Origin of the sequence: Ancrocorticia sp. (genome assembly GCF_052089425.1) — a bacterium.
Classification (GTDB): Bacteria; Actinomycetota; Actinomycetes; order Actinomycetales; family Actinomycetaceae; genus Ancrocorticia.
On the sequence record NZ_JBQCZW010000017.1, the window covers coordinates 1 to 25659 of the forward strand.

At 59.4% G+C, this 25659-nt stretch carries 24 protein-coding genes; 10 read left to right on the top strand and 14 right to left on the bottom strand.

Going from position 1 to position 25659, the window contains the following annotated elements:
* Nucleotides 1–868: lyase family protein (locus ACTHV6_RS06885; protein WP_441386548.1), on the bottom strand; the 868-nt coding region annotated here is incomplete at its 3' end.
* Between the two features lie 272 nt (nt 869–1140).
* Here ACTHV6_RS06885 and ACTHV6_RS06890 point away from each other — a divergent pair.
* Both ACTHV6_RS06890 and ACTHV6_RS06895 read left to right on the top strand, forming a co-directional pair.
* Nucleotides 1141–2310: a Fic family protein gene (locus ACTHV6_RS06890; RefSeq protein ID WP_441386549.1), complete on the top strand. Its 1170-nt coding sequence runs from the start codon at nt 1141–1143 to the stop codon at nt 2308–2310.
* Between the two features lie 97 nt (nt 2311–2407).
* Nucleotides 2408–2788, top strand: a complete 381-nt coding sequence (locus ACTHV6_RS06895) for a DUF898 family protein (RefSeq protein WP_441386550.1) — start codon at nt 2408–2410, stop codon at nt 2786–2788.
* Between the two features lie 32 nt (nt 2789–2820).
* On the opposite strand, the gene ACTHV6_RS06900 is transcribed toward ACTHV6_RS06895, so the two are convergent.
* The 3 genes from ACTHV6_RS06900 to ACTHV6_RS06910 all read right to left on the bottom strand — a co-directional run bounded on the left by ACTHV6_RS06900 (nt 2821) and on the right by ACTHV6_RS06910 (nt 4465).
* Complete coding sequence (locus ACTHV6_RS06900; protein WP_441386551.1) at nt 2821–3735, bottom strand: TIGR01777 family oxidoreductase; 915 nt, start codon at nt 3733–3735, stop codon at nt 2821–2823.
* A gap of 185 nt (nt 3736–3920) precedes the next feature.
* Entirely contained in the window at nt 3921–4235 is a 315-nt protein-coding gene (locus ACTHV6_RS06905; protein ID WP_441386552.1) for a type II toxin-antitoxin system RelE/ParE family toxin, read from the bottom strand.
* Nucleotides 4232–4465 (bottom strand): type II toxin-antitoxin system ParD family antitoxin, encoded by a 234-nt coding sequence (locus tag ACTHV6_RS06910; protein ID WP_441386553.1) that lies wholly within the window; start codon nt 4463–4465, stop codon nt 4232–4234. Before ACTHV6_RS06910 ends, ACTHV6_RS06905 begins: the two co-directional genes overlap by 4 nt.
* Nucleotides 4466–4764: 299 nt before the next feature.
* Here ACTHV6_RS06910 and ACTHV6_RS06915 point away from each other — a divergent pair, with 299 nt between their 5' ends.
* Nucleotides 4765–5697 carry an aldo/keto reductase gene (locus ACTHV6_RS06915; RefSeq protein WP_441386554.1) on the top strand — a complete coding sequence of 311 codons (933 nt, stop codon included), beginning with the start codon at nt 4765–4767 and terminating at the stop codon, nt 5695–5697.
* A gap of 16 nt (nt 5698–5713) precedes the next feature.
* On the opposite strand, the gene ACTHV6_RS06920 is transcribed toward ACTHV6_RS06915, so the two are convergent.
* Nucleotides 5714–6469 carry an HNH endonuclease family protein gene (locus tag ACTHV6_RS06920; protein WP_441386555.1) on the bottom strand — a complete coding sequence of 252 codons (756 nt, stop codon included), beginning with the start codon at nt 6467–6469 and terminating at the stop codon, nt 5714–5716.
* A gap of 350 nt (nt 6470–6819) precedes the next feature.
* Here ACTHV6_RS06920 and ACTHV6_RS06925 point away from each other — a divergent pair, with 350 nt between their 5' ends.
* Nucleotides 6820–8217 (top strand): SLC13 family permease, encoded by a 1398-nt coding sequence (locus ACTHV6_RS06925; protein WP_441386556.1) that lies wholly within the window; start codon nt 6820–6822, stop codon nt 8215–8217.
* Nucleotides 8218–8227: 10 nt separating this feature from the next.
* Here the strand turns inward: ACTHV6_RS06925 and ACTHV6_RS06930 are convergent, their stop codons facing one another.
* From ACTHV6_RS06930 to ACTHV6_RS06940, 3 genes are all read right to left on the bottom strand, one after another.
* Nucleotides 8228–8839, bottom strand: a complete 612-nt coding sequence (locus ACTHV6_RS06930) for a TetR/AcrR family transcriptional regulator (RefSeq protein WP_441386557.1) — start codon at nt 8837–8839, stop codon at nt 8228–8230.
* 65 nt (nt 8840–8904) lie between these two features.
* A complete protein-coding gene (locus ACTHV6_RS06935) occupies nt 8905–10575 on the bottom strand; it encodes an ABC-F family ATP-binding cassette domain-containing protein (protein WP_441386558.1) in 1671 nt (556 codons plus the stop codon).
* Nucleotides 10576–10649: 74 nt separating this feature from the next.
* Nucleotides 10650–11072 carry a hypothetical protein gene (locus tag ACTHV6_RS06940; protein ID WP_441386559.1) on the bottom strand — a complete coding sequence of 141 codons (423 nt, stop codon included), beginning with the start codon at nt 11070–11072 and terminating at the stop codon, nt 10650–10652.
* Nucleotides 11073–11179: 107 nt separating this feature from the next.
* Here ACTHV6_RS06940 and ACTHV6_RS06945 point away from each other — a divergent pair, with 107 nt between their 5' ends.
* Entirely contained in the window at nt 11180–11305 is a 126-nt protein-coding gene (locus tag ACTHV6_RS06945; RefSeq protein WP_441386560.1) for a hypothetical protein, read from the top strand.
* On the opposite strand, the gene poxB is transcribed toward ACTHV6_RS06945, so the two are convergent.
* The 6 genes from poxB to ACTHV6_RS06975 form a co-directional block, all read right to left on the bottom strand.
* Nucleotides 11302–13026 carry a ubiquinone-dependent pyruvate dehydrogenase gene (gene poxB / locus ACTHV6_RS06950; RefSeq protein WP_441386561.1) on the bottom strand — a complete coding sequence of 575 codons (1725 nt, stop codon included), beginning with the start codon at nt 13024–13026 and terminating at the stop codon, nt 11302–11304. The genes ACTHV6_RS06945 and poxB overlap by 4 nt on opposite strands.
* A gap of 118 nt (nt 13027–13144) precedes the next feature.
* Nucleotides 13145–14674, bottom strand: coding sequence for an arabinosylfuranosidase ArfA (gene arfA / locus ACTHV6_RS06955; protein WP_441386562.1), 1530 nt, complete (start codon nt 14672–14674; stop codon nt 13145–13147).
* Nucleotides 14675–14676: 2 nt separating this feature from the next.
* On the bottom strand, nt 14677–16497 hold the full coding sequence (locus ACTHV6_RS06960; protein WP_441386563.1) for a glycoside hydrolase family 35 protein: 1821 nt from the start codon (nt 16495–16497) through the stop codon (nt 14677–14679).
* Nucleotides 16498–16603: 106 nt separating this feature from the next.
* Nucleotides 16604–17962, bottom strand: a complete 1359-nt coding sequence (locus ACTHV6_RS06965) for an ABC transporter substrate-binding protein (protein ID WP_441386564.1) — start codon at nt 17960–17962, stop codon at nt 16604–16606.
* 64 nt (nt 17963–18026) lie between these two features.
* Nucleotides 18027–18980, bottom strand: coding sequence for a carbohydrate ABC transporter permease (locus ACTHV6_RS06970; RefSeq protein ID WP_441386565.1), 954 nt, complete (start codon nt 18978–18980; stop codon nt 18027–18029).
* The gene (locus tag ACTHV6_RS06975) at nt 18980–19990 is read right to left on the bottom strand and encodes a carbohydrate ABC transporter permease (protein WP_441386566.1); all 1011 of its coding nucleotides are present in this window, start codon (nt 19988–19990) and stop codon (nt 18980–18982) included. The genes ACTHV6_RS06970 and ACTHV6_RS06975 overlap by 1 nt, the downstream gene beginning before the upstream one ends.
* 413 nt (nt 19991–20403) lie before the next feature.
* Between ACTHV6_RS06975 and ACTHV6_RS06980 the strand changes: the two genes are divergently transcribed.
* From ACTHV6_RS06980 to ACTHV6_RS07000, 5 genes are all read left to right on the top strand, one after another.
* A complete protein-coding gene (locus ACTHV6_RS06980; RefSeq protein ID WP_441386567.1) occupies nt 20404–21432 on the top strand; it encodes a LacI family DNA-binding transcriptional regulator in 1029 nt (342 codons plus the stop codon).
* Nucleotides 21433–21704: 272 nt separating this feature from the next.
* On the top strand, nt 21705–22631 hold the full coding sequence (locus tag ACTHV6_RS06985; protein ID WP_441386568.1) for a DUF6282 family protein: 927 nt from the start codon (nt 21705–21707) through the stop codon (nt 22629–22631).
* Nucleotides 22632–22729: 98 nt separating this feature from the next.
* The gene (locus ACTHV6_RS06990) at nt 22730–24244 is read left to right on the top strand and encodes an SLC13 family permease (RefSeq protein ID WP_441386569.1); all 1515 of its coding nucleotides are present in this window, start codon (nt 22730–22732) and stop codon (nt 24242–24244) included.
* A gap of 51 nt (nt 24245–24295) precedes the next feature.
* Entirely contained in the window at nt 24296–25015 is a 720-nt protein-coding gene (locus ACTHV6_RS06995; RefSeq protein ID WP_441386570.1) for a PIG-L deacetylase family protein, read from the top strand.
* A complete protein-coding gene (locus tag ACTHV6_RS07000) occupies nt 25012–25644 on the top strand; it encodes an RraA family protein (RefSeq protein WP_441386571.1) in 633 nt (210 codons plus the stop codon). The genes ACTHV6_RS06995 and ACTHV6_RS07000 overlap by 4 nt, the downstream gene beginning before the upstream one ends.
* Nucleotides 25645–25659 lie beyond the last annotated feature (15 nt).

The window sequence follows — 25659 nt, forward strand, 5'->3', positions numbered from 1 at the left end:
TCACCTCTTGGAGCCCGCCCAATGGTCCGGATGACAGCATTCGCAAGTCCTGTGCAATCTTCGCCATCGTGAGGGCCGCTCGTGCACCAGCATGGGCAATGGCCGCGTATGAGTCCAGATGTGCGAGCGAATCGAACATATCTGTAGCCGGGGTGAGTGGGTGTCCACTGAGTTCCGCCAGCGTAGCGACGGCTTCTTCGCGGTAGCCGGGCACGGCCCCGATACCACTTCCGAGCACGGTTGCCCCAAGCGGTACGTCATTGAGGGCGACGACGGCGGCCTTCAGCTCCCCCGCCGTTCTCCTGATCGCCGCCGAATGTGAGCGGTGGGTTTCTCCCACAGTCAGAGTCACTGCGTCCTGTAGACAGGTTCGGCCCAACCGGACCGTGTCATCGTATTCGGTGGCCTTCGCATCAAATTCCTCTGCCAAGGCACTTAGTGCCTTAACCGGCGCCATTGCCAAATCCATTACCGTGAGTGCCATGGCGGTGGGGTAACTATCGTTTGTGGATTGGGAAGCATTGACGTGATCGTTCGGATGGACGGGGGCTCCGGCAATCTGGGAGGCACGTGCCGCGATAATTTCGTTCGCATTCATGTTGGTGGTGGTTCCTCCGCCACCAAGGACAAGTGCGGTGGGGAACTGCTCGGTGTGCTGGCCATCGGCTACTTCACGCGACGCCTGCGCGATGGCGCTGGCTTGTACTTGGGTAATCACACCAAGCTTGCCGTTCGCTCGGGCTGCCGCTTCCTTCACGTGCCCGTAGTTCTTGACGAGTTGCGGAACATCGGCCACTCGGCGCCGACCCGGCCCAAAGTTCTCCACACCAAGCTCGGTCTGCTTACCGTACAACTGTTGTGCTGACACTATTGTCTCCTTGTTACGCGGTTGCTGTGGAAGAAGTCGAGGTTAGTCTAACCTCAGCGAGTACTCAGGATTCCCCGCTAGCTCCGGCCCTTCACCCTGCTGCGGGGCGCGCAAGATGTGACGCCGTCGTCGTCGAAAAAGCAAACAACTGGAGGAGCCGCCCCTCGTTGCTAGCGCACGACAAAATAAGTGGGAATAACGCTCGCACTATTCCCACTTATGGTGTTAACTGGGAATAAGAAACTCCTTGTTCCCAGTTAGGTGTCGCGACAGTGCCCAACAACTTACCGGCTCATTCGAGCGAAACAGTCCCGTGGACCTTTCGAAAGACGCTGCGGGGCGTTAGCTCCTATTCTGCTGCGGTACCGCCGAGATTGGCGAATCTTGATCTTACTCTGAGCGATGATCTCGCGGACGCAAGCAGGACCCTGCAGCGTTCGATCGCGGCATTCGACGCAATCTCAAGTCCGACAATTTCGATACTCGAACCATTCCTGATCCGCACAGAGGCCATCGCTTCGTCACAAATCGAAGAGGAAATTACTACTGTGGATCAGCTGGCACGAGTCGAAGCCGGCCGTACCTCCTCGGCAAAAGCCCGGACTGTCTACGGGGCTTCAGAGGCGCTTCAAAAACTGGTATCAACCGCCTCGTCACGCGCACTTGAACTGGCCGACGTGCTGGGTGCATACCGTTCACTCATGGGCGGCGACGTAAGCGAACACTACTACGCCGGGAAACTGCGCGATGTCCAGAATTGGATTGGCGGCCCGAACGCCTACCCAGTTGGCGCAGATTACGTTCCACCCCAGCCTGATCGCCTACGCGAATTGATGGACGACCTTCTGACTTTCCTTTCGCGGACCGATATAGACCCGCTGATGCAGGCGGCGGTGGGCCACGCGCAGTTCGAATCCATCCACCCGTTTACGGACGGCAACGGGCGAATCGGCAGGTCGCTTATCAATGGTGTGTTGAGGTTCCGCAACGTGACTCGGACTGTCTCCGTCCCTATCGCGGCGGCCCTCACAGCCTCTCGCGAGGAATACTTTCAAGCGCTCATCACGTACCGATCTGGGGAAGAATCCCCGATTGTGCGTGTTATTGCCGAAGCGCTACAAACTGCGGTGGCGGAGGCGCGGCGATCAGACGCCTCCATCGCAGGATTGCCTGCCCGATGGAAGGAACAGCTCCTTCCTAGAGCGGGATCGGCAACAGCAAAGGCACTCAACGTACTTCTGGCACATCCCATTCTGGATGTGGATGATATTACTGAGCTGACAGGCGTCTCGGAATCCGCTGCCTATCGAGCAATTGACCAACTTGAAAGCGCCGGTGTGCTACGACGCGTTGTCCAATCACGCCGCAACGGGCTGTGGGTTGCTGGCGAAGTGTTGGACGAGGCCGATAACCTCATTGCGCGGATCGCTGCTGGGACGTAGCGGAAACTGACCACTGCGGGACCACTGCTCTCCACGAGGCGGTATCCGGCATGCCGTATCGGACTCTTTTGTGGGAGCCTTACAGTATTCTTCAATTATGACTACTCCCAATGGCAGCAACCTTTCCGTCCCCGCCTCCCCTATTCCATCTCCACAGATGCCCCAGCTTGAGTACCGTTTTACGGGCGGCGCCGCAACGTGGTTCGGCGTGCAGATCCTCGGTGTTCTTGTCACGGTGTTTACAGCGGGTATCTGCTACCCGTGGGCCATCGTGATGGTATATCGCTGGAAGGCCAAGAACACCTACGTCAACGGCTACCGCATGCGATTCACCGGCGATGCGTGGGGACTCTTCGGCAACTGGATCAAATGGCTCCTACTGTGCTTCATCACCCTCGGAATCTACTCATTCTGGGTGTATCCACGCGTGACAAAGTGGATCGTGGAGCATCAGGAAATTGATCCGGTGCAGCGGTAAATTGGAAGGCCAAACTTCCCGGCCGTACCGGTTCAACCCGCCAGACCGGCAGCCACAGCATCCGCGACGCGGCGATGCCTGAACTCAAAACCGGCTTGAATGAGTTTTTCTGGATGCACGTGGGCATCAGTCAGCAGGAGTGATTCGGCTGGGTCCGCACCCAAGACTGTCTTCAGTATGAATGCCGGCGCCGGGAACCAGAACGGACGATTCATCTGGGCCGCAAGTTCTTTACCCACATCGTTCGCGGTAGCGCGCTCCGTGCCTGAGATGTTCACGGGCCCTGTCAGTTTCTGGTCCACAACAAAGCGTATGGCCCGGACTTCATCCTCTAAGGAGATCCAACCCCATGATTGGTTGCCTGAACCGAGCGGTCCTGCGATACCTAATTTGGTCAGAAGGATCATCGGCGCCAGCATTCCGGCGCGATGTAGGACGGGTGCCGTACGAAGAAGCGCAACATGAGGACCGGCAGTCTTGGCAGCACGTTCCCACACAGTGCACAGCCGCGCCAAATAGGTGTCGCCAGCAGGGCTTTGCTCAGTGAGCGCCACGGATGGGCTACTCCCGTAATACCCAACAGCGGACGCACAGGCGAAAAACGGAGCTTCTTCCCCCAATGCTTCAAGTGCTCGGGCGATGGTGAGCGCGGAGACCACCCGCGAGTCGTACAGCGTGTGCCGGTACTCCCGCGTCCACGGCAACTTGCTAATCGGTGCGCCATTGAGGCAGATGACGGCTTCGGCACTGCGAAGCACTTCAGGGTCCAGAGGCTTACCCGGCTCCCACGGCAGATGTGTCAGGTCCCCAGCACCCGGCGCGACATTGCGCACCAATGTGGCCACATCGTAACCATCGTCCAAGAAAGAGCGGCATAGTGCGCGCCCGATGAGTCCCGATGCCCCAGAGATGACAATTCGAGGCCTGCTGTGTTTTCCCTGATTCATGGTTTCCCGCCCTCCACCATTTCTATTGGCAGTCTAGCGGGACTTGTTCGCACGAGCATTCCCTGTTTTGAAGGCTGCCGGTATTCAGACGGCTATTGCGTGGAAGCCCCGAGATCCAAGATGGTGGCGGCACGCGGGACGGCCTTCGTCGTCGTCGAAAATCCTCCGCACGCTAGCTTCTTAAACTACTCGACACCAAAACTCTGCGGTATATCGCGTCGATTGTGGAGCACTCGAAGCACGTCTAGGTGCTTCTCGCGCTCAAGATAGAAGACGGTATATGGAAAACCGGTAACGGGTATCGTCCGGAGTAGCAGCACGCCGAGCGTCGTTTCGTACCACGTTGATCCCAATGCCGGAAAATCGCCGATCGTCTGAAGTTGTTTTTCAAGGCTCCGAACAAATTCGAGGCCAACCTCCGGGCCCGCTTCTGCACGGTAATAGTCTGAGGCATCCTTAATATCTGCGGCAGCTAGTGCCCGCAATCGCACCTGTTTCACGCACGTTCTCCCGTGGCACCACGCAAAGTCCGTAGGTAATCAAAGGTGTCCTCCGCCAACATTGGCGACTCCATCCCCTGAAAAATCTTGGCACGCAGCGCATGCTTATCATGATCGGAGCGGATGAGTTCGCGAATGTACTCGCTTGCGGTGCTGTATTCACCGTCAACCGTTCGCTGTTCAACGTACTGTTTCATCGATTCGGGGAGCGAGATATTCATGGTAGACATGTCTCAATTTTAGAGCAATTGGCAAACTTTGCCAACGATAGGTAGATGCCGACCCTAGACTCCCACGGCGACGACCGGGGCACCTTCGCGTGGAGCGATTGGTGGTGCCGCGGCGCTGTCACTTGGCTTTCCCAGGAAGCTGGCTCACAACTGCGCCGGGAACGAGCATCAAACGCGCGAATCGCAATCAACCCCCTGAAAAAAGGCAAGAGATGTAGAAGAATGGTCGGGTCAGGCACTCGGCCCCACCATTGCTTTGTCCACAACTGTTTGGCCGCACTATCAATTCGAGGAGCACCATGAAGACCTTCACACTGCCAGGCACATCGCTCACCGTCCCTGCCGTAGTTAGCGGTGTCATGCGCATTCAGGACAAGTCCGATGCCGAGGTTCGCGCCCTCTACGATGCGGCCCGCGAATCCGGCATCGATTTCTTCGATCACGCCGATATTTATGGCGATCCCATGTTTGCCTGCGAGGCCCGGTTCGCCGAGGCTCTCCGCCTCTCCCCCGCCGAACGCGCGGAAATCACGATCCAGACGAAGGCAGGGATCGTCAAGGAAGGCCCGTACTTCGATTTCTCGTATGAACACATTCTCGAATCGGTGGATGGTTCGCTCGCCGCCCTGAAGACCGATTACATCGATATCCTCCTGCTCCACCGCCCGGATGCACTCGTGGAACCCGAGGAAGTTGCCCGCGCCTTCACCGATCTGGAGGCCGCCGGCAAGGTCCGCAACTTCGGCGTATCGAATCACACCCCCGGCCAGATCGAGCTCCTCAAGAAGTTCGTCAAGCAACCGCTCGTTGCCAACCAGCTTCAGCTGGCCCCCACCCACGCGGGGATGATCGCTCAGGGCGCCGCGATGAACATGCCGGCCATTGATCAATCGATTACCCGCGATCTTGGGATTCTCGATTATTCACGGCTTCATGACATGACGGTTCAGGCGTGGTCCCCGTTCCAAGCACCCTCCAAGAAGGGCACGTTCCTGAGCAATCCAGAATTCCCCGAACTCAATGCCGTCATCAACGATTTGGCTGGCACCTACGGCGCAGCCCCCGAGGGGATCGTGGCCGCATGGATTCTGCGCCATCCCGCCAGTATGCAAGTTGTTGCCGGCACCACCAACCCGGATCGTTTGCGGGCCATCGCCGCTGGGGCGGACATAACGCTCACTCGCCCCGAGTGGTACGCGATCTACCGCGCCGCTGGGTACATAGTGCCGTAGGCCCGAATACTGGGCCCTAGTACTCCGGAAGAGGCTCGCCGGGACATGTGGACAGCACGTTCGCCATCGCGTCATGTTCTGCCTGCGTCACCCACAGCGCATACTTCCGCTTGACCCCGATCTGACGCGCCACGTACTCGCACCGGTATCCCTTGTTCGCCGGAAGCCACGTGGCCGCATCTCCGTCAGATTTCTGTCCGTTGGCCGGGCCGTCCACGGCGAGAAGATTGTAAGGATCGTTGGCAAACTCCTTGCGCTGGTCCTCGCTGAGCTGCTGGGCACCCTTCTGCCACGAATCGGATAGTGCCACCACGTGATCAATCTGCACCGCCGTGGAGGTATCCTGCCCGCGCTGAAAATCGATCTGCGTGGCCGTATACGGATCGTTGAGAACTCCGGTCAGCACAATGCAATCATGCGTTCCGGCCTTGTACGTCTTCTCTACGAGATCACGGTCCAAGATATCGTTTCGCGTATCGCAGCCATTGCGATCCACGTCCGCCCATGACGGCCCGTATTGATCGCGTGAGTAGCCGGTTTTCGGCGCGCGCCCCTTGATGGGCAAGTCAGCGAGCGCATCCGCCGCGGAACCGGTTGGATTCTTCGTTTGTGGAGCGTTTTGTGACGACGACGGCGAAGCCTTCCCCGCCCCCGGCCCATCGGCAGTCTCCTCGAACTGACCAGCCGCTTGAGCAATGCCCATTGTCACGATGAGCGCTACGACTGCCCAGACTGTACCTAGCTTCTTGGATCTGCCCGCGTTCTTCGCCATAAGTCTCTTCCTCCGCACTGCTACGCCGCATACATTGTGCAAGGAGGCGTGGGGCAGGCGGGGCAGCCCACGCCGTGGCCCAACGCTTCGTGGCGGAGGCAACAGCTAGCTGTTCCCGAATCGAAGGTGAAGGATCTGGGAGGGGTACGGAGGGACGTTAGTCCGCCATGTCAAGGCATTGCCAAGGGTTAGTCTCACAACGGTATTGCATTTGTCAGCAGGACACTGCGTATTGGCAATCATCAACGCGCGCCATCCCCACAGGGATGACCGCTACTTCGGAGAGGCTCACGCGAGTGAACCTCCCTCCAGTTCCGGCGGGAATCCCGCGCAGTGAGGGGATGTATTAAGTGAAGAAACACTGGATAATTCTTGGTGTGGCGGTGGCGGCCTTCGCCTTAGTCACATACGCTGTTCCGTTTCCAGACAGTCTGACGCACGAAGCACGTGCAACACTCGGCGTTGCCGTGTTCGCGATTATCGTGTGGATGACTCAGGCGGTTTCACAAGGTCTGTCAGGCCTTATCATCGTGTTCTTGCTGGCTGCGTCCGGCGCGACCGATCTGAATGGGGCACTCACCGGTTACTCCAACAGCTCGCTCTGGCTTATTGTGATTGGGTTCGTCATGGCCGGCGGGATGGAGAAGTCTCAGCTCTCCAAACGAATCGCTCTGGCGCTTGTGCGCGTTGCTGGTGGATCTCCCATTCGAATCTACTGGGCAGTTGCTGGCGTGCTGGCGGTGCTGACGTTCCTCGTCCCATCCATCACGGCGCGCACCTTGCTCATGATCCCGATCATCTTGGGTATCGGCAAGGCCTTCGAGGCCGAACAGGGCAACTCCAACATCGTCAAGGCTCTGCTGTTCATCGTGGCGATGAGCGGCACCATGATGTCCATCGGCGTTCTCACTGGCCACGTGGGCAACCCGATCACCGCCGGACTTGTGGAGAGCGCTACCGGCGAGGCCGTTTCTTGGTCTGAGTGGTTCACGATTGGCGGGCCGCCGGCCTTCGTTCTGTCCGCTATATCCGTGTTCATCATCCAGAAGATGTGGAAGCCCGAAGTTGGTACGCTCGCATCCGCCGGCACCTACGTGCATCGCGAACTTGCCGCCATGGGCCCCATATCGCGCGATGAGAAGTACACCGCAGTGGTGTTCGTCGGCACGCTGCTGTTGTGGGCAACTGATTCCTTCCATGGGGTGGCCGTTGGCGTGATCGGACTGCTCGCCATCATCTTCCTCATGCTCCCCGATATCGGCGTCATGACATGGAAGGAAGCTCAACCAAAGGTTCCGTGGGACGTGTTCGTGCTGTACGGTGCCGGACTATCCATGGGAACCGCGCTCACCACCTCCGGTGCAGCTGAGTGGCTGGCAAGCACCATCTTCTCCCCGCTCAACGACCTCTCGATTCCGTTCCAGATGATCATCATGATCTGGGCCGTGACCTTGCTTCAGGTGTTCTTCACCGGCGGAGGGCCGAAGACCACCGCGCTGACTCCCATTGTTATTGCCCACGCCATGACCATTGGCGCCGATCCCCGCGCCTTCGCCATGGTGCTCGGAATGAACATGCACCACCAGTACCTCCTACCCGTGTCCAACATGCCCAACGCCGTTGCCATGGGCACCGGAGAAATCACCTCCCGTGAGCTCAACAAAACAGGCGCGGTGATGAGCGTGCTGGGCGCTGCCTTCATGAGCCTGATGGTGATCACGTACTGGACGTGGATCGGACTGGTCTAGTCTGACGCGGCTAGCTCTGAGGCTGCGCGGCGAGGATCAACCCCAGATGTGCGCGCAGGATCGCCCGCATCTCGGCCGGGCTGGCGCCGTGGGCACCGTGAGGCGTGAGCGTATCCATCGTGAGGCCGCCAATGAGTGCCTCCAGCTGGCGCGCAGCGCTGATCGCATCCGCAACCTCTAGCTCACTCAAGGCATCGACGAGCACATCGAAGAGATCCTGTCCCATCTGCTGAGCCATCTCGCGGAACACGGGCATGGTGCGCGAGGCCGTCACTAGCTCCATCACCACGATGGCTTCTGCCGCATGTGCCTCATCGATGGGCAGAACAGTTTCAACCAGTGCCGCGAGCGCCACCACCGCCGCTTCGCCCCGCAGGCCGCGAAGCCTCTGGGCTGGGTGTTCGGCAAGACGCGCACCCATCCGCTTCCCAGCTTCCGTTGCCGCCGCCTTGAGCAGATCCTCGTGACTGCCAAAGTAGTGGCGAACCGAACCGATGTTGACGCCCGATTCGTCCGCCACTTTCCGTAGCGATACGCCACCAATGCCCTGTGCTACCACGAGCCGGAACGCGGCCTCGATGATCTGCTCGCGCCGCTGATCCGGATCGATTCGCTTAGCCAATGGACGCCCCTCCTCCTTGTTCTGTCCGCCGGGCGTACTGCCACGCCGTCGTCGTCGTTCTATCACTAACGCTCCCGAGCAACTCGCGTTTCCTCCCATACGGGCTCGGGGCTCTCGTACACCGTTCCATCTGAACCGAAAATGAGGAAGCGGCTGAAATCGCGGGTAAACCAGCGATCGTGAGTCACCGCCAGCACGGTTCCCTCGTAGCTGCGCAGGGCTTGCTGGAGGGCCTCGGCGGATTCCAAATCGAGGTTGTCCGTGGGCTCGTCCAACAGGAGCATGGTCGCCCCGCCCAGCTCCAGCAGCAACACTTGAAAACGGGCCTGCTGACCGCCAGAAAGCGAATCAAAGTTCTGCTCGGCCTGCTTGTCCAACTCGTAACGAGCGAGCGCCCGCGAAGCCTGCTCGCGCTGCATGCCTGAACGGTGCTCATCACCTCGATGCAAGATGTCAAGAAGGGTGCGCCCAACCAAATCCGGACGGTGGCGGTTCTGCACGAACCATCCAGGCCTCACTCGCGCACCCAACTTGGCCTTTCCGGTGTGGGGTACGGGTTCTACGGGCAAGTCCGTCACAGGCTCCTGATCAGCCTCCGGGTCCGTGCCACCTGCGGCCAGAAGGCGGAGGAAGTGAGATTTGCCGGACCCATTCGAGCCCAGCACGGCCACGCGATCTCCATACCACGCCTCGAAATCAAACGGCAGCATGAGCCCCGTCAACTCCACCGCATCGCACACGAGCGCCCGCTTACCCGTGCGCCCACCCGCGAGCCGCATCTGAAGGCGGCGCTCGCGCGGCTGCTCCTCGGGAGGGCCAGCCTGCTCGAACTTGGCGAGGCGCGTTTGAGCGGCCTTGTACCGTGAGGCCATACCGTCGTTGTAGGCCGCCTTCTGCTTGTAGTTCTGAACCAGCCGCCGTAGCTTGGCATGCTCCTCATCCCACCGGCGGCGAAGTTCATCTAACCGGTCAAAGCGCTGCTCACGCGAGCGGTGATACGTGCCAAAGCCACCCGAGTGAATCCACGCGGAGTTTCCAGCCGAGCCCACTTCAAGCGTCACGATAGATGTGGCCGTTTGTGCGAGAAGCTCGCGATCGTGGCTGACATACAGAACGCCCTTACCACTGGCGCGTAGCTGGTCCTCCAGCCAACGCTTGCCTGGGACATCGAGGGAATTATCCGGCTCATCCAGCATGAGCAGATCGTCGGGGCCGCGCAGCAGGGCTTCGAGTGCGAGCCTCTTTTGCTCGCCGCCCGATAGCGTGGAGACAGCGCGTTCCCTGCACCTCTCAAACGGGATGCCAAGCGCGGCTACCGTACACGTATCCCACAGCACCTCCGCCTCGTAGCCGCCAGCATCGCCCCACGCCGTCACGGCGAGCGCATAGGCCATCTGCGCTTCTTCGGTGTCATGTTCAAGCATTTGGTCTTCTGCGCGCGTGAGCTTTTTCGCGGCACGCCTGATGGCGGCCGGAGCAACCGAGAGTAGGAGCTCGTGGACGGTGCTTCCCGTGACAAATTGGCGGAGCACACCCATGCTTCCCGCACGGGTCACAGCGCCCTCCGTGGGTGTCAACTCTCCCGTGACGATCCGCAGCAGCGTGGTTTTGCCTGCGCCGTTCGCACCGATCAGCGCGAGGCGTTGCCCATCACCCACTGTGAAGGAGACGTCGCGAAGCAACGGACGTCCATCCGGGAGACTATAAGAGATTGAGTTGATATCGAGGTGGGCCATATCCCCAAACTATCACAGGCGTGATAGTTCACGCGATCCGTGCCGCACCCCTAGAGTCCGGTGTCAGCCAGTCGTCAGTTACCCAACGTCGCAAAGGTCATGGTCAAGCCCCACCCGACTATCAGCACGCTCCACCATTGCATCGGAATAAAGAAGAGGGTGTGGCGGTTTCGCCAGCCCTTGAAGGCCACGCGCTCATCTTCCGAGAGCTCGGGCTGCTGGTCCAACGCGAGGGGCCGCGCCACACCATCGGGCCCAGTTTCCACCAGCCCGTAAGCTTCGGCTCGGGCCTCCGCAAATTTCTGCTGCGGCCTGACCACATTGAGGTAGTTTCCCAAGTAGTAGGTGGCGGCGGCACCAATAACGCAGGCAACAATTCCTTGCCACGTCATACCGTCCATGTCAGTTCCGGTCATTGAGGCAAGGAGGGCACCCAGCCCAACCGTTAGCCCGAACATGAGAAAAGCTAGGATTCCCCACCCACGCCAAACGATCAACGTACTACCTCCTTCCTTGGGTGCCGCGTCTGTTCTGGACACCCCCGACAGGTCTTGTATGTTGCAGGATATTTCCACGGATTCGCGAAGCGATCAAGACTCATCAGATGATGAGACGGCGCCTGCCTCACGCGATCCCTAATGCCGGCACAACACGTGGGCTGTGGGCATTGGATTGTGAGGCGGGCGCCGCCGGCGTCAAAAACCGCGAAAACCCGGGCGAACTCGCCTAGAAAATCTGGCGAAGGTTCGTGCGGGCGAGGTCCAAAATCTCGTCGCCACGGCCCGAGAGCACTGTGCGGAGCGTGTACAGCGAGAATCCACGGACCTGCTCAAGATCGATCGTTGGCGGCATGGACAGCTCCTGACGGTCTGTCACAACTTCCACCAGGGCGGGACCGTCATGCTCGAAAGCAGCGCGGAGGGCACCTTCCACCTGATCGGAATCAGTCACGCGGACGCCATACATGCCCACGGCCTTAGCCACGGCGGAGAAGTCCGGATTGACCAGATCGGTACCCCACGTCACGAATCCGGCAGCCTTCATCTCCAGCTCAACGAAGTTCAGCGAGGAGTTGGAGAACACCACGATTTTCACGGGAAGGGGCTTGTTCTGCTCAAGAGTGAGCAACTCACCGAGCATCATAGCAAGCCCGCCGTCACCGGCGAGGGCCACAACCTGCCGATGGCGGTCCTGTGCCTGAACGCCGATGGCCTGAGAAACCGCGTTGGCCATGGAGCCGTGATTGAAGGAACCGATAAGCCCACGCTTGCCATTCATCTCAAGATAGCGAGCGGCCCACACCACCGGCGAGCCAACGTCCGGCAAGAACACGGCATCATCGGCAGCTAGCTCATTGACCAGCCGCGCCACATACTGCGGGTGAATCGGCTTGCCAGCCGCGGTTGGCTTCGCCAAATCATCCAGCTTCTTGCGCGTCTTCTTGTAGTGATCACGCGAGGACTTCAGGTGCGAGCTCGACTTCTTCGGCTTAATGAGTGGCAGCAGCGCTTCGGCCGTGTCCCGTACATCTCCGACCAGTCCGAGGTCTAGTGGGGTCCGGCGCCCGAGGTTCTCGCCCCGAATGTCCACCTGTACCTTCTTGGCCTTTTCTGGGTAGAACTGCTGGTACGGGAAGTCCGTCCCGAGCATGAGGACCAGATCCGAATCCTCCATCGCCTTGTAACCGGACGTGAACCCGAGAAGTCCGGTCATGCCCACATCGAACGGGTTGTCGTACTCCATATACTGCTTGCCTCGCAGCGCGTGAACGATCGGCGCCTTGAGAGCATCTGCCAGAGCAATAACTTCATCGTGCGCGCCTGCGGAGCCAGCACCGGCGAGAATCGTGACCTTCTTTGTATCATTGAGGAGCTTTGCGGCCTTTTCGAGTTCACCCTGATCCGGGATCACGCGCGGCTGGGTTTTGGTGATTTCGGCGATGTGGGTGCTGACGGCTTCGTCGAGTGCCACGTCTCCAGGAATAACGACGACGGCGACTCCCCTCTTCTCAATCGCCGTCTGCATGGCGATGCGCAGCACGCGGGGCATCTGCGAAGGGCTCGCCACATTCTCTACGTAGACAGAGCATTCGCGGAACAGTTCTTGAGGATGGGTCTCCTGAAAGTACTCCGAGCCGATTTCGGCGCTCGGGATATGCGCGGCGATCGCAAGAACCGGGACGCGGGAGCGCTGGGCGTCATAGAGGCCATTGATGAGGTGGAGATTGCCAGGGCCGCAGCTTCCTGCACATACGGCAAGATTGCCCGTCACACCCGCTTCGCCCGCGGCAGCGAACGCCGCGGCCTCCTCGTGACGTACATGAACCCAATTGATGTGGGAATTGCGCAGCGCATCGGTAAAGCCGTTGAGTGAATCGCCCGAGATTCCGTAGACGCGTTCAACCCCGTTCGCCTCAAGAGTGTCAACCATATTCTGTGCAACCGTGGCCATGGTGGTCCTTTCCGCGTAGATGCCAATATAAAGACCCTATCGAAGCGGCTAGTTGAATGCGATAGCTTTTGCGCCACTCTTTGGGGGACTTCGGTCCTAGCGAACGGCGGACGAACCGCTACAGCGCGAACTCGATAGCCGCCCAAGACACAGCCGGAAGATGCAGGGCCGAGCCAGCAAGCTGGGCTCCCCCGGCAGGCAGCTCGCCCAACGCAACATCCGTAAGCACCACGCGCTCCGGATCATCCAGCGTGTTGGCGGCGTAGGGATTGGGATCGGACAACACCCTCACGCGCGTGATGTTGAGCGCCGGATCGAGTTCCACAACAGCCTCATCGCTTACCGACCTGTTGACGGCCATGATGAGCCCGCGCCCCGCCTGCCGATCAACGGTCGCAATAGCATCGACGGCCGCGACTTCCCCATATTCGGCGGTTGCCAGAACAGGCGAATCCACTGCGCACTGGGCCACTTCCCCGCACGCCAGCTCGGCGGCCACGGCGAAGGGATAGAACGTCGTTTGCCGCCATGCACTCCCACCCGGCTCAGTCATAATCGGCGCGATCGCGTTGACGAGCTGGGCCATTGACGCGGAGGTCACCACATCGGCGCGCCGCACGAGCGAGATGAGGAGATTACCCACCACCACCGCATCGGCCACGCTGTAGGCGTTTTCGAGCAGCCGCGGGGCCACCGGCCACGGGTCGGTGGCGCCGGTGATCTTTTCGTCAGATTCCCAGTGGCGCTGGTACCAGACGTTCCATTCGTCGAAGGAGATCGCCACCTTCTTCTGGCCACCCGGCGCGCCCGCCGCCTTCTCCGCCGCCACCTCATCGATCACACCTGCGACCGTCGCGATGAACTGGTCCATATCAACGGCGGAGGCAAGGAAGGACTGGATATCGCCGTCCTTCTCCTCGTAGTAGGCGTGGCAGGAAATGTGGGACACGGAATCCCATGTGCGCCGCAGGACGTCCTTCTCCCACGCGCCGAAGGTGGGCATGGAGGAGTTGGAGCTGCCGCACACCACGAGTTCTAGGTTCGGATCGATCTGCAGCATGCCAGCGCCAACGCGCGCCGCCAGTTCCCCGTAGCTCGCGGCGTCACGGTGGCCCAGCTGCCACGGCCCGTCCATCTCATTGCCCAAGCACCACATGGCCACCCCGTAGGGTTCGGGGTGCCCGTTGGCTGCCCGCTGATCGGCAATGGCGGTGCCGGCGGGAACGTTCGTGTATTCGAGGAGGTCCAGCGCCTCTTCGAGCCCGCGCGTCCCCAGATTCACGGCCATCATCGGTTCGATCCCGCATTCTTCCGCCCACGCCATGAACTCGTCTAAGCCGAACTGGTTGGTTTCCGTGGAATGCCACGCAAGATCGAGGCGCCGGGGGCGATCCGGCCCCACCCCGTCCTCCCACCGGTATCCGGACACGAAGTTGCCGCCCGGGTAACGAACGGTGGTGACGCCCAGTTCCTTGACGAGCCCCATGACGTCACCCCGAAAGCCGTTCTCATCGGCGGTGGGATGGCCCGGCTCATAGATTCCCGAGTACACGCAACGCCCCAGATGCTCCACAAAGGAGCCGAATAGCCGCGGGTTCACCGTGGCCCCCGCACGCGAGAGGTCCACGTTCAGCTGTGCTTTCATCATTCCTACCAGTCCACGGGGCCCAAATCGGGGCCAGCAAGCGTTGCCCACGAGAGGCCTTCGGCCGGATCCGTTTCAAACACGAGCAGTTCATTCTCCCCCGCCCGCAGGTACGGCGCCGGCACATACAACGTGCGCTGAGGCCCGCGCCGGCTGTAACGCCCGAGCAGATGCCCGTTGATCCACGCCAGCCCGTGGCCCCATCCCTGCGTATCCAGGAAAAGGTCCGTGGGCCCATCGATAGTGACGTGGGCGCGCAAGAACGTGGGAGCAGTTACGGTCACTTCGTTATTTTCGACGACGACGGCCTGCCGTAACGCCTCACCAACAGGCATGAGATTCTCAATGTCCAATGGGGCAATCTCCCAATCGGGCACATCCGTTCCGTCTATGCTCACCGAGCCGACGATGCCCTTATGTTCGCCAATACGAGGGCCATAGTTGACGCGGCCCATATCCTCCACCAAGATCTCGATCCGTGATGGGGACCCATCAAAGGTGAGGACCTGATCGTGATCCATGCGCTCGAGGACGCCGATGCGGCGCCCATCTACTTCCACAATGGCGCGGTCGCGGATCTCGCCGATACGCAGAATGTGAGGTCCGGCCGAAGGCCGGAATTCGTCGTCGTCGAAAATACGGCGATACCGGGCAAATCCCCTGTACTGGCCCACAGAATCCATCGTTAACGCTCCACCAGAGGGGCGGAACTCCCCCAGCTGGTCCGCGATAGCGGACAGAGCGAGCGCCCCCGTGAAGGTCCCCGCGTGGACCGGAGCCACCGGGCGTTCGGAGGGAACCTCATCGGGCAGGTCCGTGAACCGGCTCAAGACCTCGCGGAACTCCCAGTACTTGGCGGTGGGGTGGCCCGTCTCATCCAGCGGCGCGTCATAATCGTAACTGGTGGTGATGGCGCGGTACTGGCCCTTGTCATTCGCCCCGTTCGTCAGCCCGAAGTTGGTGCCACCGTGGAACATGTAGAGGTTGACGGAAGCCCCGGCCTCAAGTAAATCCGCGAGCTCGCACGCCGAACTCAGGGTGGTGTGGTGGTATTGGCCCCAGCTGTCGAACCAGCCATCCCAGAACTCGGAACACATGAGGGGGCCAGTCCTCTGGACGTCGCGAAGCTTGGCAAGGCGTTCCTTGGCACGCGATCCGAAGGAGCCGGTGGCCAGAAGATCGGGCAGCGAACCATCTTCCAGCATGGTGCCGGCGGGCTGATCCACGGTGGTGAGAGGAACGTCAATCCCGCACTGGCGGGTGAGGTCAGTGAGAGAACGAAGGTAGGCGTGATCGTTGCCGTAGGCCCCGTATTCGTTTTCGATCTGGACCAGAATCACGGGGCCCCCGCGCGAAATCTGGAACGGGGCCACGATGTCATACACACGCCGAAGGTAGTTGCTTGCCGGCACCATGAACTCGGGGGCGAGCGTGCGAACGGGGGTGTGTCCGGCTGCCACTCGGTTGTCCTCGTGCGCCACAGGCGGGGAGTCCTTGAAGAGCCATCCGGGAAGGCCGCCACCATCCAGTTCGGCGCAAATATAGGGGCCGGGGCGGACGATCGCGTGCATCCCCTCGTCCGCAATCGCCTGAAGGAAGGCCGCAAGGTCAAGACGCCCGGTGGCCTCCCACGCGCCAGGGTCAGGTTCGTGGAGGTTCCACGGCACATAGGTTTCGATTGTGTTCAGGCCCATGAGCCGGGCCTTATGAATGCGGTCCACCCAGTATTCGCGGGGAACACGGAAGTAGTGAATCGTCCCGGACAGGACGCGGAAAGGCTGGCCGTCAAGGGCGAACGTATCCCCCGTGATCTCGAATGACGCCACGTTCGGTGCTCCTCGGTTGTTGATCGTGTGCTGCTGTCAAGCCGGAGGGCGGCGCTGCATCGTCTACAGCACCGCCCCCGCGGTTGTGATGTACCGGGTGCCTCAGCTACTCGTTAACTGTGAATCCCTGACCGTTGCCGTACTCAACAAGGGAGTCCTGCCACGCGGCAAGTCCATCGTCAAGAGTGGTATCGCCGGTGTAGGCCTTACCCACTGTGTCGCCGAAGATCGAGTTGGCGTAGACCTGATAGGGCAGGTACTCCCAATCGGGCAGCACATCGGAGGCTCCCTGAGCGAGGACCTCGTTGATGTTCTGGCCGCCGAAGTACTCGGGGGCATCAGCAAGGAACGCTTCATCTTCAAGGTCAGCAACCGTTGAGGGGAAGCCGCCGGACTCCATGAAAATATCAATGGATTCTTCGGAGTTGTTGAGCCACTGCAAGAAGGCCGCCGCGAGCTCGGGGTTATCCGTCTGCTTAATGACTGCCTGCGCCGATCCGCCGTTCTCCGCGTTTGCCGGGTTACCGTCATAGCTGGGGATCGGGGCTACGCGCCAATCACCAGCGGTATCCTCTACACCGGAGATCAGGTTGCCGGGCATCCATGCGCCCGTGACCAGTGAGGCGATCTTGCCTTGGTTCAGGGCCTGATACCACTCGTTGGACCAGCTGGAGATCGGGGACACGAGATCGTCGTGGACGAGTTCATCCCAGACGGCCGTCCACTTCTGGACACCCTCATCGGAGAAATCGATCGTGACGTTCGTGCCATCAGTAGTGCTGAACGGATGCCCGCCAGCCTGCCAGATCATCGAGGTGGTAAAGCCGGAATCGCCCGCATCATTGGTGATGTACACGGAATCGTCCCAGGCCTGAATGGTCTTGGCATCCTCAACGAACTGGTCCCACGTTGTGGGAGGCTCGTCAATGCCCGCTGCCTTGTACACTTCCTCGTTGTAGAACAGGGCCATCGGGCCCGAATCCTGAGGGAGGCCGTACACGGCGTCACCATCTGTGACCGCACTCCACGGCCCCGGGGTGTACTGATCCTCAAGCTCACCGAAGCCATACTGGGAAAGATCCAGCAGAGAATCGGTCAGGGAGAACTGCGGGATCGCGTAGTACTCAATCTGGGCAACATCGGGGGCGCCGGAGCCAGCCGTAATCGAATTCTGCAGCTTGGTGTACTGCTCCTCGTTAGTGCCAGCGTTCACAACGTTCACCGTGACGTTCGGGTAGGCCTCCGTGAACGCCTCAGCCTGAGCTTCGCCAGAAGGCGTCCACGTCCAGTAGGTCAGCTCTCCGCCTTCTTCCAGAGCGGCTTCGAGGGCATCCGCATCCACTGCGGTGGGCTGATCGCCGCTGCTCGTATCATCGCTATCTCCGCCGCAGGCTGCCAGCCCGAGCGTTGCAAGAGCAAATGCCGCCGTAACGGCCCCCGCCTTGCGTCCCATTCTATTTTTCATGATTTCTCCGCTTCGTTGTGTGAATCGATAGTGGTTGTCTTGAGGTTTGGTGGTGGTGTGCTAGTTACTGTTTCACGCCTCCTGCGCTCAGCCCGGATTCCCAGTAACGCTGGAGCATCAGGAAGATGACGATGATCGGTATCACGGTCACGAGCGATCCCGTGACAACGAGGTTAAAGATGGGCTCCGGAGATGATCCGGTGGCCTGTGCGTTCCATTGGGCCAGCCCAACCGTGAGCGGATACCACTCGGGATCGCTCAGCATGATCAGCGGCAGGAAGTAGTTGTTCCATGTGGCCACGATTGCGAATAACAGCACCGTCACGATGCCTGGGGCGAGGAGCCGAGAGACGATCTGGAAGAAGATCCTGAACTCCCCGGCGCCGTCCATACGCGCAGCCTCGATGATCTCCATCGGCACCGCGTTCACGGCGTAGCTCCATATCAGGTAGAGGCCGAACGGGCTGACCAGTGATGGGAGGATCACCGCCCAGGGAGTGTTCGTCAGCCCCAGCTGGGCGAACAACAAGAAGGTGGGAACCGCCAACGCCGTGCCTGGAACCGCGATGGCCCCGATCACGGTTGCGAAGATTCCGCGCCGGCCCGGGAAATTGAACTTGGCGAGGCCGTATCCGGCCAGTGTTGCCAGAAGGGTTGCTCCGCCCGCACCCACCACCACATACAGCAATGTGTTGGCGAACCAGCGCAGGTAAACGCCACCTCGGTAGGTGAAGAGTTCGCCGAGGTTCTCAAACAAGTTGAAGCCATTGCCGAACCACAGACCGAAGGTGGAAAGCAGATCCCCCTGCGATTTCGTGGCGTTCACTATCAGCCAGAGCAGCGGCGTCAACGTGTAGATCGCAAGGATCAGCATGAGGATGAACATCGGGGAGGACTTCTTGACCGTGCGATCCGAATCCCCGGACTTGAGCTTCCGGCGCTTCTTTTCTGCGGTGGCTGCCTTCTTGGCGCTGCGGCGCTCGTCTTTCGTGAGCTCGCCGTTAGTTTCCACTGACATCAGTTGCCCTCCTGCTTCTGGGAACGTGCCTGAGTGGTATAGGCGATAATCGCCGTAATCACGCCCATCACGATGGCCACGGTTGCCGAGTAGTTGTACTGGTTGCCGTTCATCGAAAGGTTGTAGGCATACAGGTTTGGAGTGTAGAAGCTTGTAATGACGTTGGAGGCCAGCGGCTTCAACAGGTTTGGTTCGTTGAACAGCTGGAACGTTCCAATGATCGAGAACATGAACGATATGAGGATCTGTCCCTTAATTGCCGGGATCTTGATGTGCCACGCCTCTTGGAGGCGGCTGGCGCCATCAATCTCCGCTGCCTCATACAGCTCAGTAGGGATCGTTTTCAGCCCGGAGTACATGATGAGCATGTTGTAGCCCATGAAGGACCACGTGAGGATGTTGCCGATGGACCACGTCATCCACGAGTTGGAGAGGGGTGCCAACAGGTGCGAACCTACCAAATCGTTGAAGCTTGCGGTGAGTCCGAACTGGTCACCGTAAATGAAGCCCCAGATCAGTACGGCAACAACGCCGGGAACTGCGTAGGGCAAGAACAGCATGATTCTGAAGGAAGAGCGTCCGCGCAACCTGTTCGAATCGATCAGAAGGGCGGCCACCAAGGCTAACCCCAGCATGATCGGGACCTGAATGATGAAGATCCGCACCACACGCCAGAAGCCATCCCAGAACTGGGCATCGTTGAACAGGCTGATGTAGTTTTCAAAGCCGACGAACTGGTTTCCGCCGATCATCTGTTCCTTGAACAGGCTCAGGTAGATCGCGTAGATCACCGGCGCACCGATCATCGCAACGAAAACCACCATAAACGGCCCAACAAACATCCAGCCTGTCCAGCTGCGCTTGGCCTTGTTGACCTTGCCGTTGCCTGCGCCGATCCGTGGAGTCTTTCCCGAGCCGTTGCCCGATCCCGCGGCAGGGTCAAGTCCCTGCCCGGAGCCCTTCTCGGACGTGATACCCGCATTCGCAGGCGTGATAGCGGCGGCTGCCATAGGCGCTTCACCCTTTTCTGTCTCATTCACATCGCTGCGACTGAACATGATTACGCACTCAATGGCGGCTTTGCGGCGTTGGTTACGTAAACAACTTATGGTGTTTATAGTTTCACCTACAGCCCGCCACGTCAAGCGCTCACGCCGAAGTGATCTAACACACGTCGCCCATGCCGCGGTGCGCACCCCGCATGCGCCACCCACACGCCCCGCCAAAACCAACGCCCCCACGAATACCTAGCGTCGCATCTCGGCGCCCCAGCGCGCACCCCGCCGCACCACCCGCCACTTGATCCGCCACACGCCCCGACCACCCATCATCCGCGATGAATCGCACACCGCCGCAGAGGGATGCCATACTTACCTATTAGTAAGTCGGTGATCCACTTTGACGCGGCAGAGGAGTAACGAAGATGGGCCAGAAGGCCGGAACTAGGAAGCGCCCATCGATGGGTGATGTTGCCCGGCTGGCAGGAGTTTCTTCGCAAACAGTTTCGCGCGTTTCCAATGGCGAACCGAACGTCACTGAGGAGAAGCGCGAACGCGTGCGGGCTGCTATGGGGGAACTTGGGTACCGCCCCAACTCTGCCGCCAGAGCCATGAAACGCGGAGTGTTTAACACAATCGGCGTGATCTACCATAGCCTCCACCCAGTGGGTAACCACCGCACTCTCGAAGCGATTTCCGAGGCGGCCGCAGCCAAGGGCTACGCCACAACGCTTCTGCCCCTTGACGCCTCCAGCCAGACGGCGGCCAACGGCGCCTTCACGCGCTTGAGCGAGATGGCCGTGGACGCCGCGATCGTCATTCTCCCCTCGCACTTCATCGAAGATACGGGGCGTGCCGAGTTGCCGATCGGCGTCCCGATCGTTGTGCTGGGACCGCCGCTGATCGACGGCGCCATCTCCCTTGACTTCGACAATGCCGTGGGCGGGCGCGCCGGAATGGAGCATTTGCTCGAACTTGGCCACGAAACGGTCCACCATATCTCAGGCCCTCCGGATTCCTTCTCCGCGAATGCCCGTGAAGAGGTGTGGCGTTCGGTGCTCGAGGAGAATGGGCGCCGGGTCCCCGAGGCTGCGCACGGAGATTGGACGCCGAATTCCGGCTACCTCGCGACTCGGGAGTTGCTCCGGCGCGAAACACCCACCGCCATGTTTGTCGCCAATGATCAGATGGCTCTGGGCGCCCAACGCGCGCTGATCGAAGCCGGGCTCACGATTCCGGGCGACGTTTCGATGATCGGCTTCGACAACATCGACGAAACCGCGGCTTTCCCCACCCCGCTCACCACCGTGGCTCAGGATTGGGACGTGCTTGGGCGCGAAGCATTCAACGCCGCCCTTGAGGAGCTCTCTGGCGGAAACCCCGCCTCCATCACGATTCCCACACGGTTGGTGACGCGCGATTCGACCGGGCCGGCCCCCCGTCGCGTGGACTAGTTCGCGGGAATCAACACGTTCGTGGGTGGGCTGTGTTTTTTGACGACGACGGCGCCCTCCGCCACATTCCATCCGCCCGCACCTACTGAATCCCGCTCTGCGGAATCCTCATGCACATGGGATGCCTCAGACCACATATTTTCCTCCACGTGGGAACTGCGGGAAGTTTTGTAACCGTCGGCTCCGCGTCACCTTATTGTGAAGAAGCCGCCTCAACGGGCGGAAATCAGTGGGCACAACATCAACGATGTGCCCCGATTAAGGAGGAGATTATGGTCGAGATTCATCCAGTTACAGACCGCGCGCGGAAGGTCGTTCAAGGCGGATACGATTGCCACGTTCACACAGCTCCCGACGTCATTAAGCGGCGTATTGATGACATTTCGCTTGCACGCAGGTTCGCGGAGCTCGGGATGGGCGGGTTCATCATCAAGTCGCACTTCACACCCACAGCAGAACGCGCCGCTCTTGCGCGCCAAGCGGTTCCGGAGACAAACGTTCGAGGCGCTATCACGCTCAACGGTGCAGTAGGCGGGCTCAACGCTGTGGCTGTTGAGATCCTCGCTCGTGATGGCGGCCAGTACGTCTGGTTCCCTACTGTCGATAGCCGCAACGAACGCCAATCAGTTGCCACTGCACCGTCTGGGGCAAAGCCAGCATGGTGGAATATTCAGCAAGAACTGCGCGATTCCGGCATCGCGAGTCCAGAAGTTGAGCTCTACAACGAAGCAGGCCAGCCACTCAAACAACTCCTAGATGTTCTTGACGTGATAGCAAAGTACGATCTGACGCTCGCAACAGGGCACATCTCTGGCGAAGAGTCTGCCAAATTGATCCCAATCGCCAAAGAGCGCGGCGTGAAACGGATCGTGCTCACCCACCCTGAATTCACATCTCAACGAATCCCTGTAGATGTTCAGAAGTCGCTGGCGGCTGAGGGTGTCTTGTTGGAGCGATGCGTAACAACAGCCCTCACCGGCAAGGTGAGTTGGGAGACATGGTTGGGCAACATGCGTGAATGTGGCGTGGAGAATTCCATCGGCTCGTCCGATATGGGACAGCCATCCAACCCTCCGGTTGAAGATGGATTGGGCATCATCGCAGACGTCATGCTCGATAATGGCTTCACAGAAGAGGAAGCTCACCACGTCACGGTCACCAACACACGCATCGCCGCAGGAATCGACCCTCTTCCCTGACAACTAGTCACGTCAGGGACCGATCTTATCCAATCAATCAATCAATAACACTATTCGGAACCGTGGGTATCACACCCACCACGTCAATGGAGACACTCATGTCTGTCCGAACAACACCCAAGGCCACAAAAGATGGCCCACCTCAACGATCAAGAACCACAAAATATATCTGGCTTGTCGTCGCATTCGTGGCAACAGCTATCGTCGCTCTACTACCAACACCTGATGGTCTGACAATCGGGGGTCAGCGCGCACTTGCGATCCTAGTATTCGCCATCATCGTGTGGCTGACCGAAGCAGTCTCGTACCCTGTCTCCGCATTCGCGATCCTTTCGTTCCTTACGGTCTTTATGGCCTACTCTCCGGATCCGGATCCTGAGTCAGGCGGAGAAAACCTCGGAACCTCGGCTGCATTGTCTCAGGCGCTTGGTGGATTCTCCACCGGCGCATGGGCGCTAGTACTCGCCGCACTGTTCCTCGCCGCCGCAATGCAAGCCACGAATCTGCATCGCCGTATCGCACTCTTGATTCTCAAGACGATGGGCGAAAAGACGGACATGATCCTGCTGGGGACCATTCTCATCTCGACGGTCTTGGCTTTCATCGTCCCCTCGTCTACCGCGAGGGTAGGCGCGATCCTACCGATTCTTCTCGGCCTCGTCGTCAGTTTCGGGCTTGGCAAGAAATCCAACATGGCCGCGATGCTCGTATTAACGGCGGTTCATGCCTCCACCATCTGGAACATCGGACTAAAAACAGGCGCCGCGCAGAACATTCTGATGGATGGTCTTGTTACTGAAGGCATGGGACAGTCCATCACGTGGGGGCGATGGTTTATTGCAGGTGCCCCATGGGCCGCCATTATGTGCGTTGCTCTGTTCTTCGTGATGCGCAAAGTCTTCAAACCCGAATCAGATCACCTCGAAGGCGGCAAGGAACTGGCCACCCAACAACTACGGGATCTTGGACCGGTTCGCCCCGAAGAATGGAAGCTCATCACAGTCACGATCGCGCTGCTCTTCTTCTGGTCTACAGAAGGAATCCTGCACGATGTCGATTCCTCAACTGCAACAGTCGTCGCCATCGCGGTACTGCTCATGCCTGGAATCGGCGTATTCACATGGAAGAAGGCCAACGAATACCTCGATTGGGGCACCGTTTGGGTACTGGGTGTTTCGATCTCGCTTGGCACGGTCCTCATGCGGTCTGGGGCGGCGCAATGGCTCTCCGACGCTGTTCTCGCACCACTCGGCTTGGCGGATAAGCCAATCATCGTAGCGGTAGCAATATGCGGACTATTCGGTATCTTGCTCCATCTCGGCTTTGCCTCAGGTAGTTCGATGACCTCCGTATTCATTCCCGTCACAATGGCACTTGCTCTGACGTTCCCAACATCCATCGAGAGTCAAATTGGTTTCGTATTGGTCATGCAGTTCATTGTAAACTTCGGATTTTGGCTGCCAATTTCAACTCCACAGGGTCTCCTTGCCCACGGCACCGGCACCTTCACGGGCCGGGATTTTCTCAAGTCTGGCATTCCCATCACCGTCATCGGCTATGCCCTGCTTGTGGTGTTCGCCGGGACGTACTGGCAGTGGATCGGAATTCTCTAGAGGCGACACAAAAGTCTACAAACATAGAAACACGTTGAAAGGAATACTCTCATGACTAAACCACGCACAATGCTCGTTGTAGGAGCTCACTCTGGAGACTTCGTCTGGCGTGCATCAGGCGCTATCGCTACTTGTGTTCAGAACGGGGGCAAGGCCCACGTAGTAGCTATGTCCTACGGGGAAAGGGGTGAATCCGGCGCGCTTTGGAAAGAACCCGGCCAAACCGAAGAGAATGTCAAACGAATCCGCTACGAAGAAGTCACCCGAGCCGTTGAACACCTCGGTGCGTCGTTTCAAGGCCTCGACTTAGGAGACTACCCTCTCAAAGCCGACGACAATGCCGTTGAACAACTAGTGGAGATCATCCGGGAGGTTCAACCGGATGTCGTGCTGACTCATGCTGCGTTGGATCCGTTCAACCCTGATCACCCAGTCGCTCGTGCGGCTGTAGATCGGGCACGACTTCTCACGTCCGGTGCAGGGGTGGAATCCGCGTTCAAGACGGTCAAGCCCACGGAATACCTTGCCTTTGAACCACACCAGCCTGAACTGTGTGGCTTCACCCCATCGGTGTTCTTAGACATCACTCCGGTCTGGGATAAGAAGCTCGCGGCAATGCATGAGATGGGAGCTCAGAAGTACCTTCAGAGCTATTATACGGAGCGCGGCGGACATCGCGGGAACCACGCTCGGAAGGTCACGGGTAACCAAGAAATCCGCTATGCGGAGGCTTTTGACCGCATCGTCCCGAACGTGGTGACGGCACTGTGAGCACCTCAAATGGCACGTCAAAGGGAACAGGTAAGGAGCTATCAGATACCGAAATCACCTCACGGCTCAAGGCTCTGGCTTCCAGCCAAGTAGGCGATGTTCAAGATCGATTTGGCATAATTGACGGAGCTATCTCTGCACTCGACCCTTCGAAACGGTTCGTAGGCCGCGCACGCACGGTGTTGACGGCGGGAGGAGACAACAAAATCATCCATGAGATCATCCCTACTCTGAGACCCGGAGACGTTCTGTTTGTCAACGGACAGGGTGTTACTCATCGGGCACTTATGGGCGAGCTCATGTCTGAACGGTGCCAAAACCGCGGAGCAGCTGCCATTGTGATCGACGGGGCGATTCGTGATTCACAGGAGATCATCTCCTTGGGAGTCCCCATGTACGCCCGTGCCGTTACCCCCGCCGGACCCTACCGCAACGGCCCAGGACGCATTGACGTTCCAGTAGCTATTGGCGGCGTTGTCGTCGCACCCAACGATTGGGTCATCGGTGACGGGGATGGCATTGCTGTCATCGAGGCCTCAAGTATTCAGGTTGTCCTCGAAAAGGGCGAGGCGAAGTTGAAGGCCGAGCAAGATCAAATGGCTGGCATCCGAGCCGGCACCGTCATCTAGATCCGCCTGTCGTCG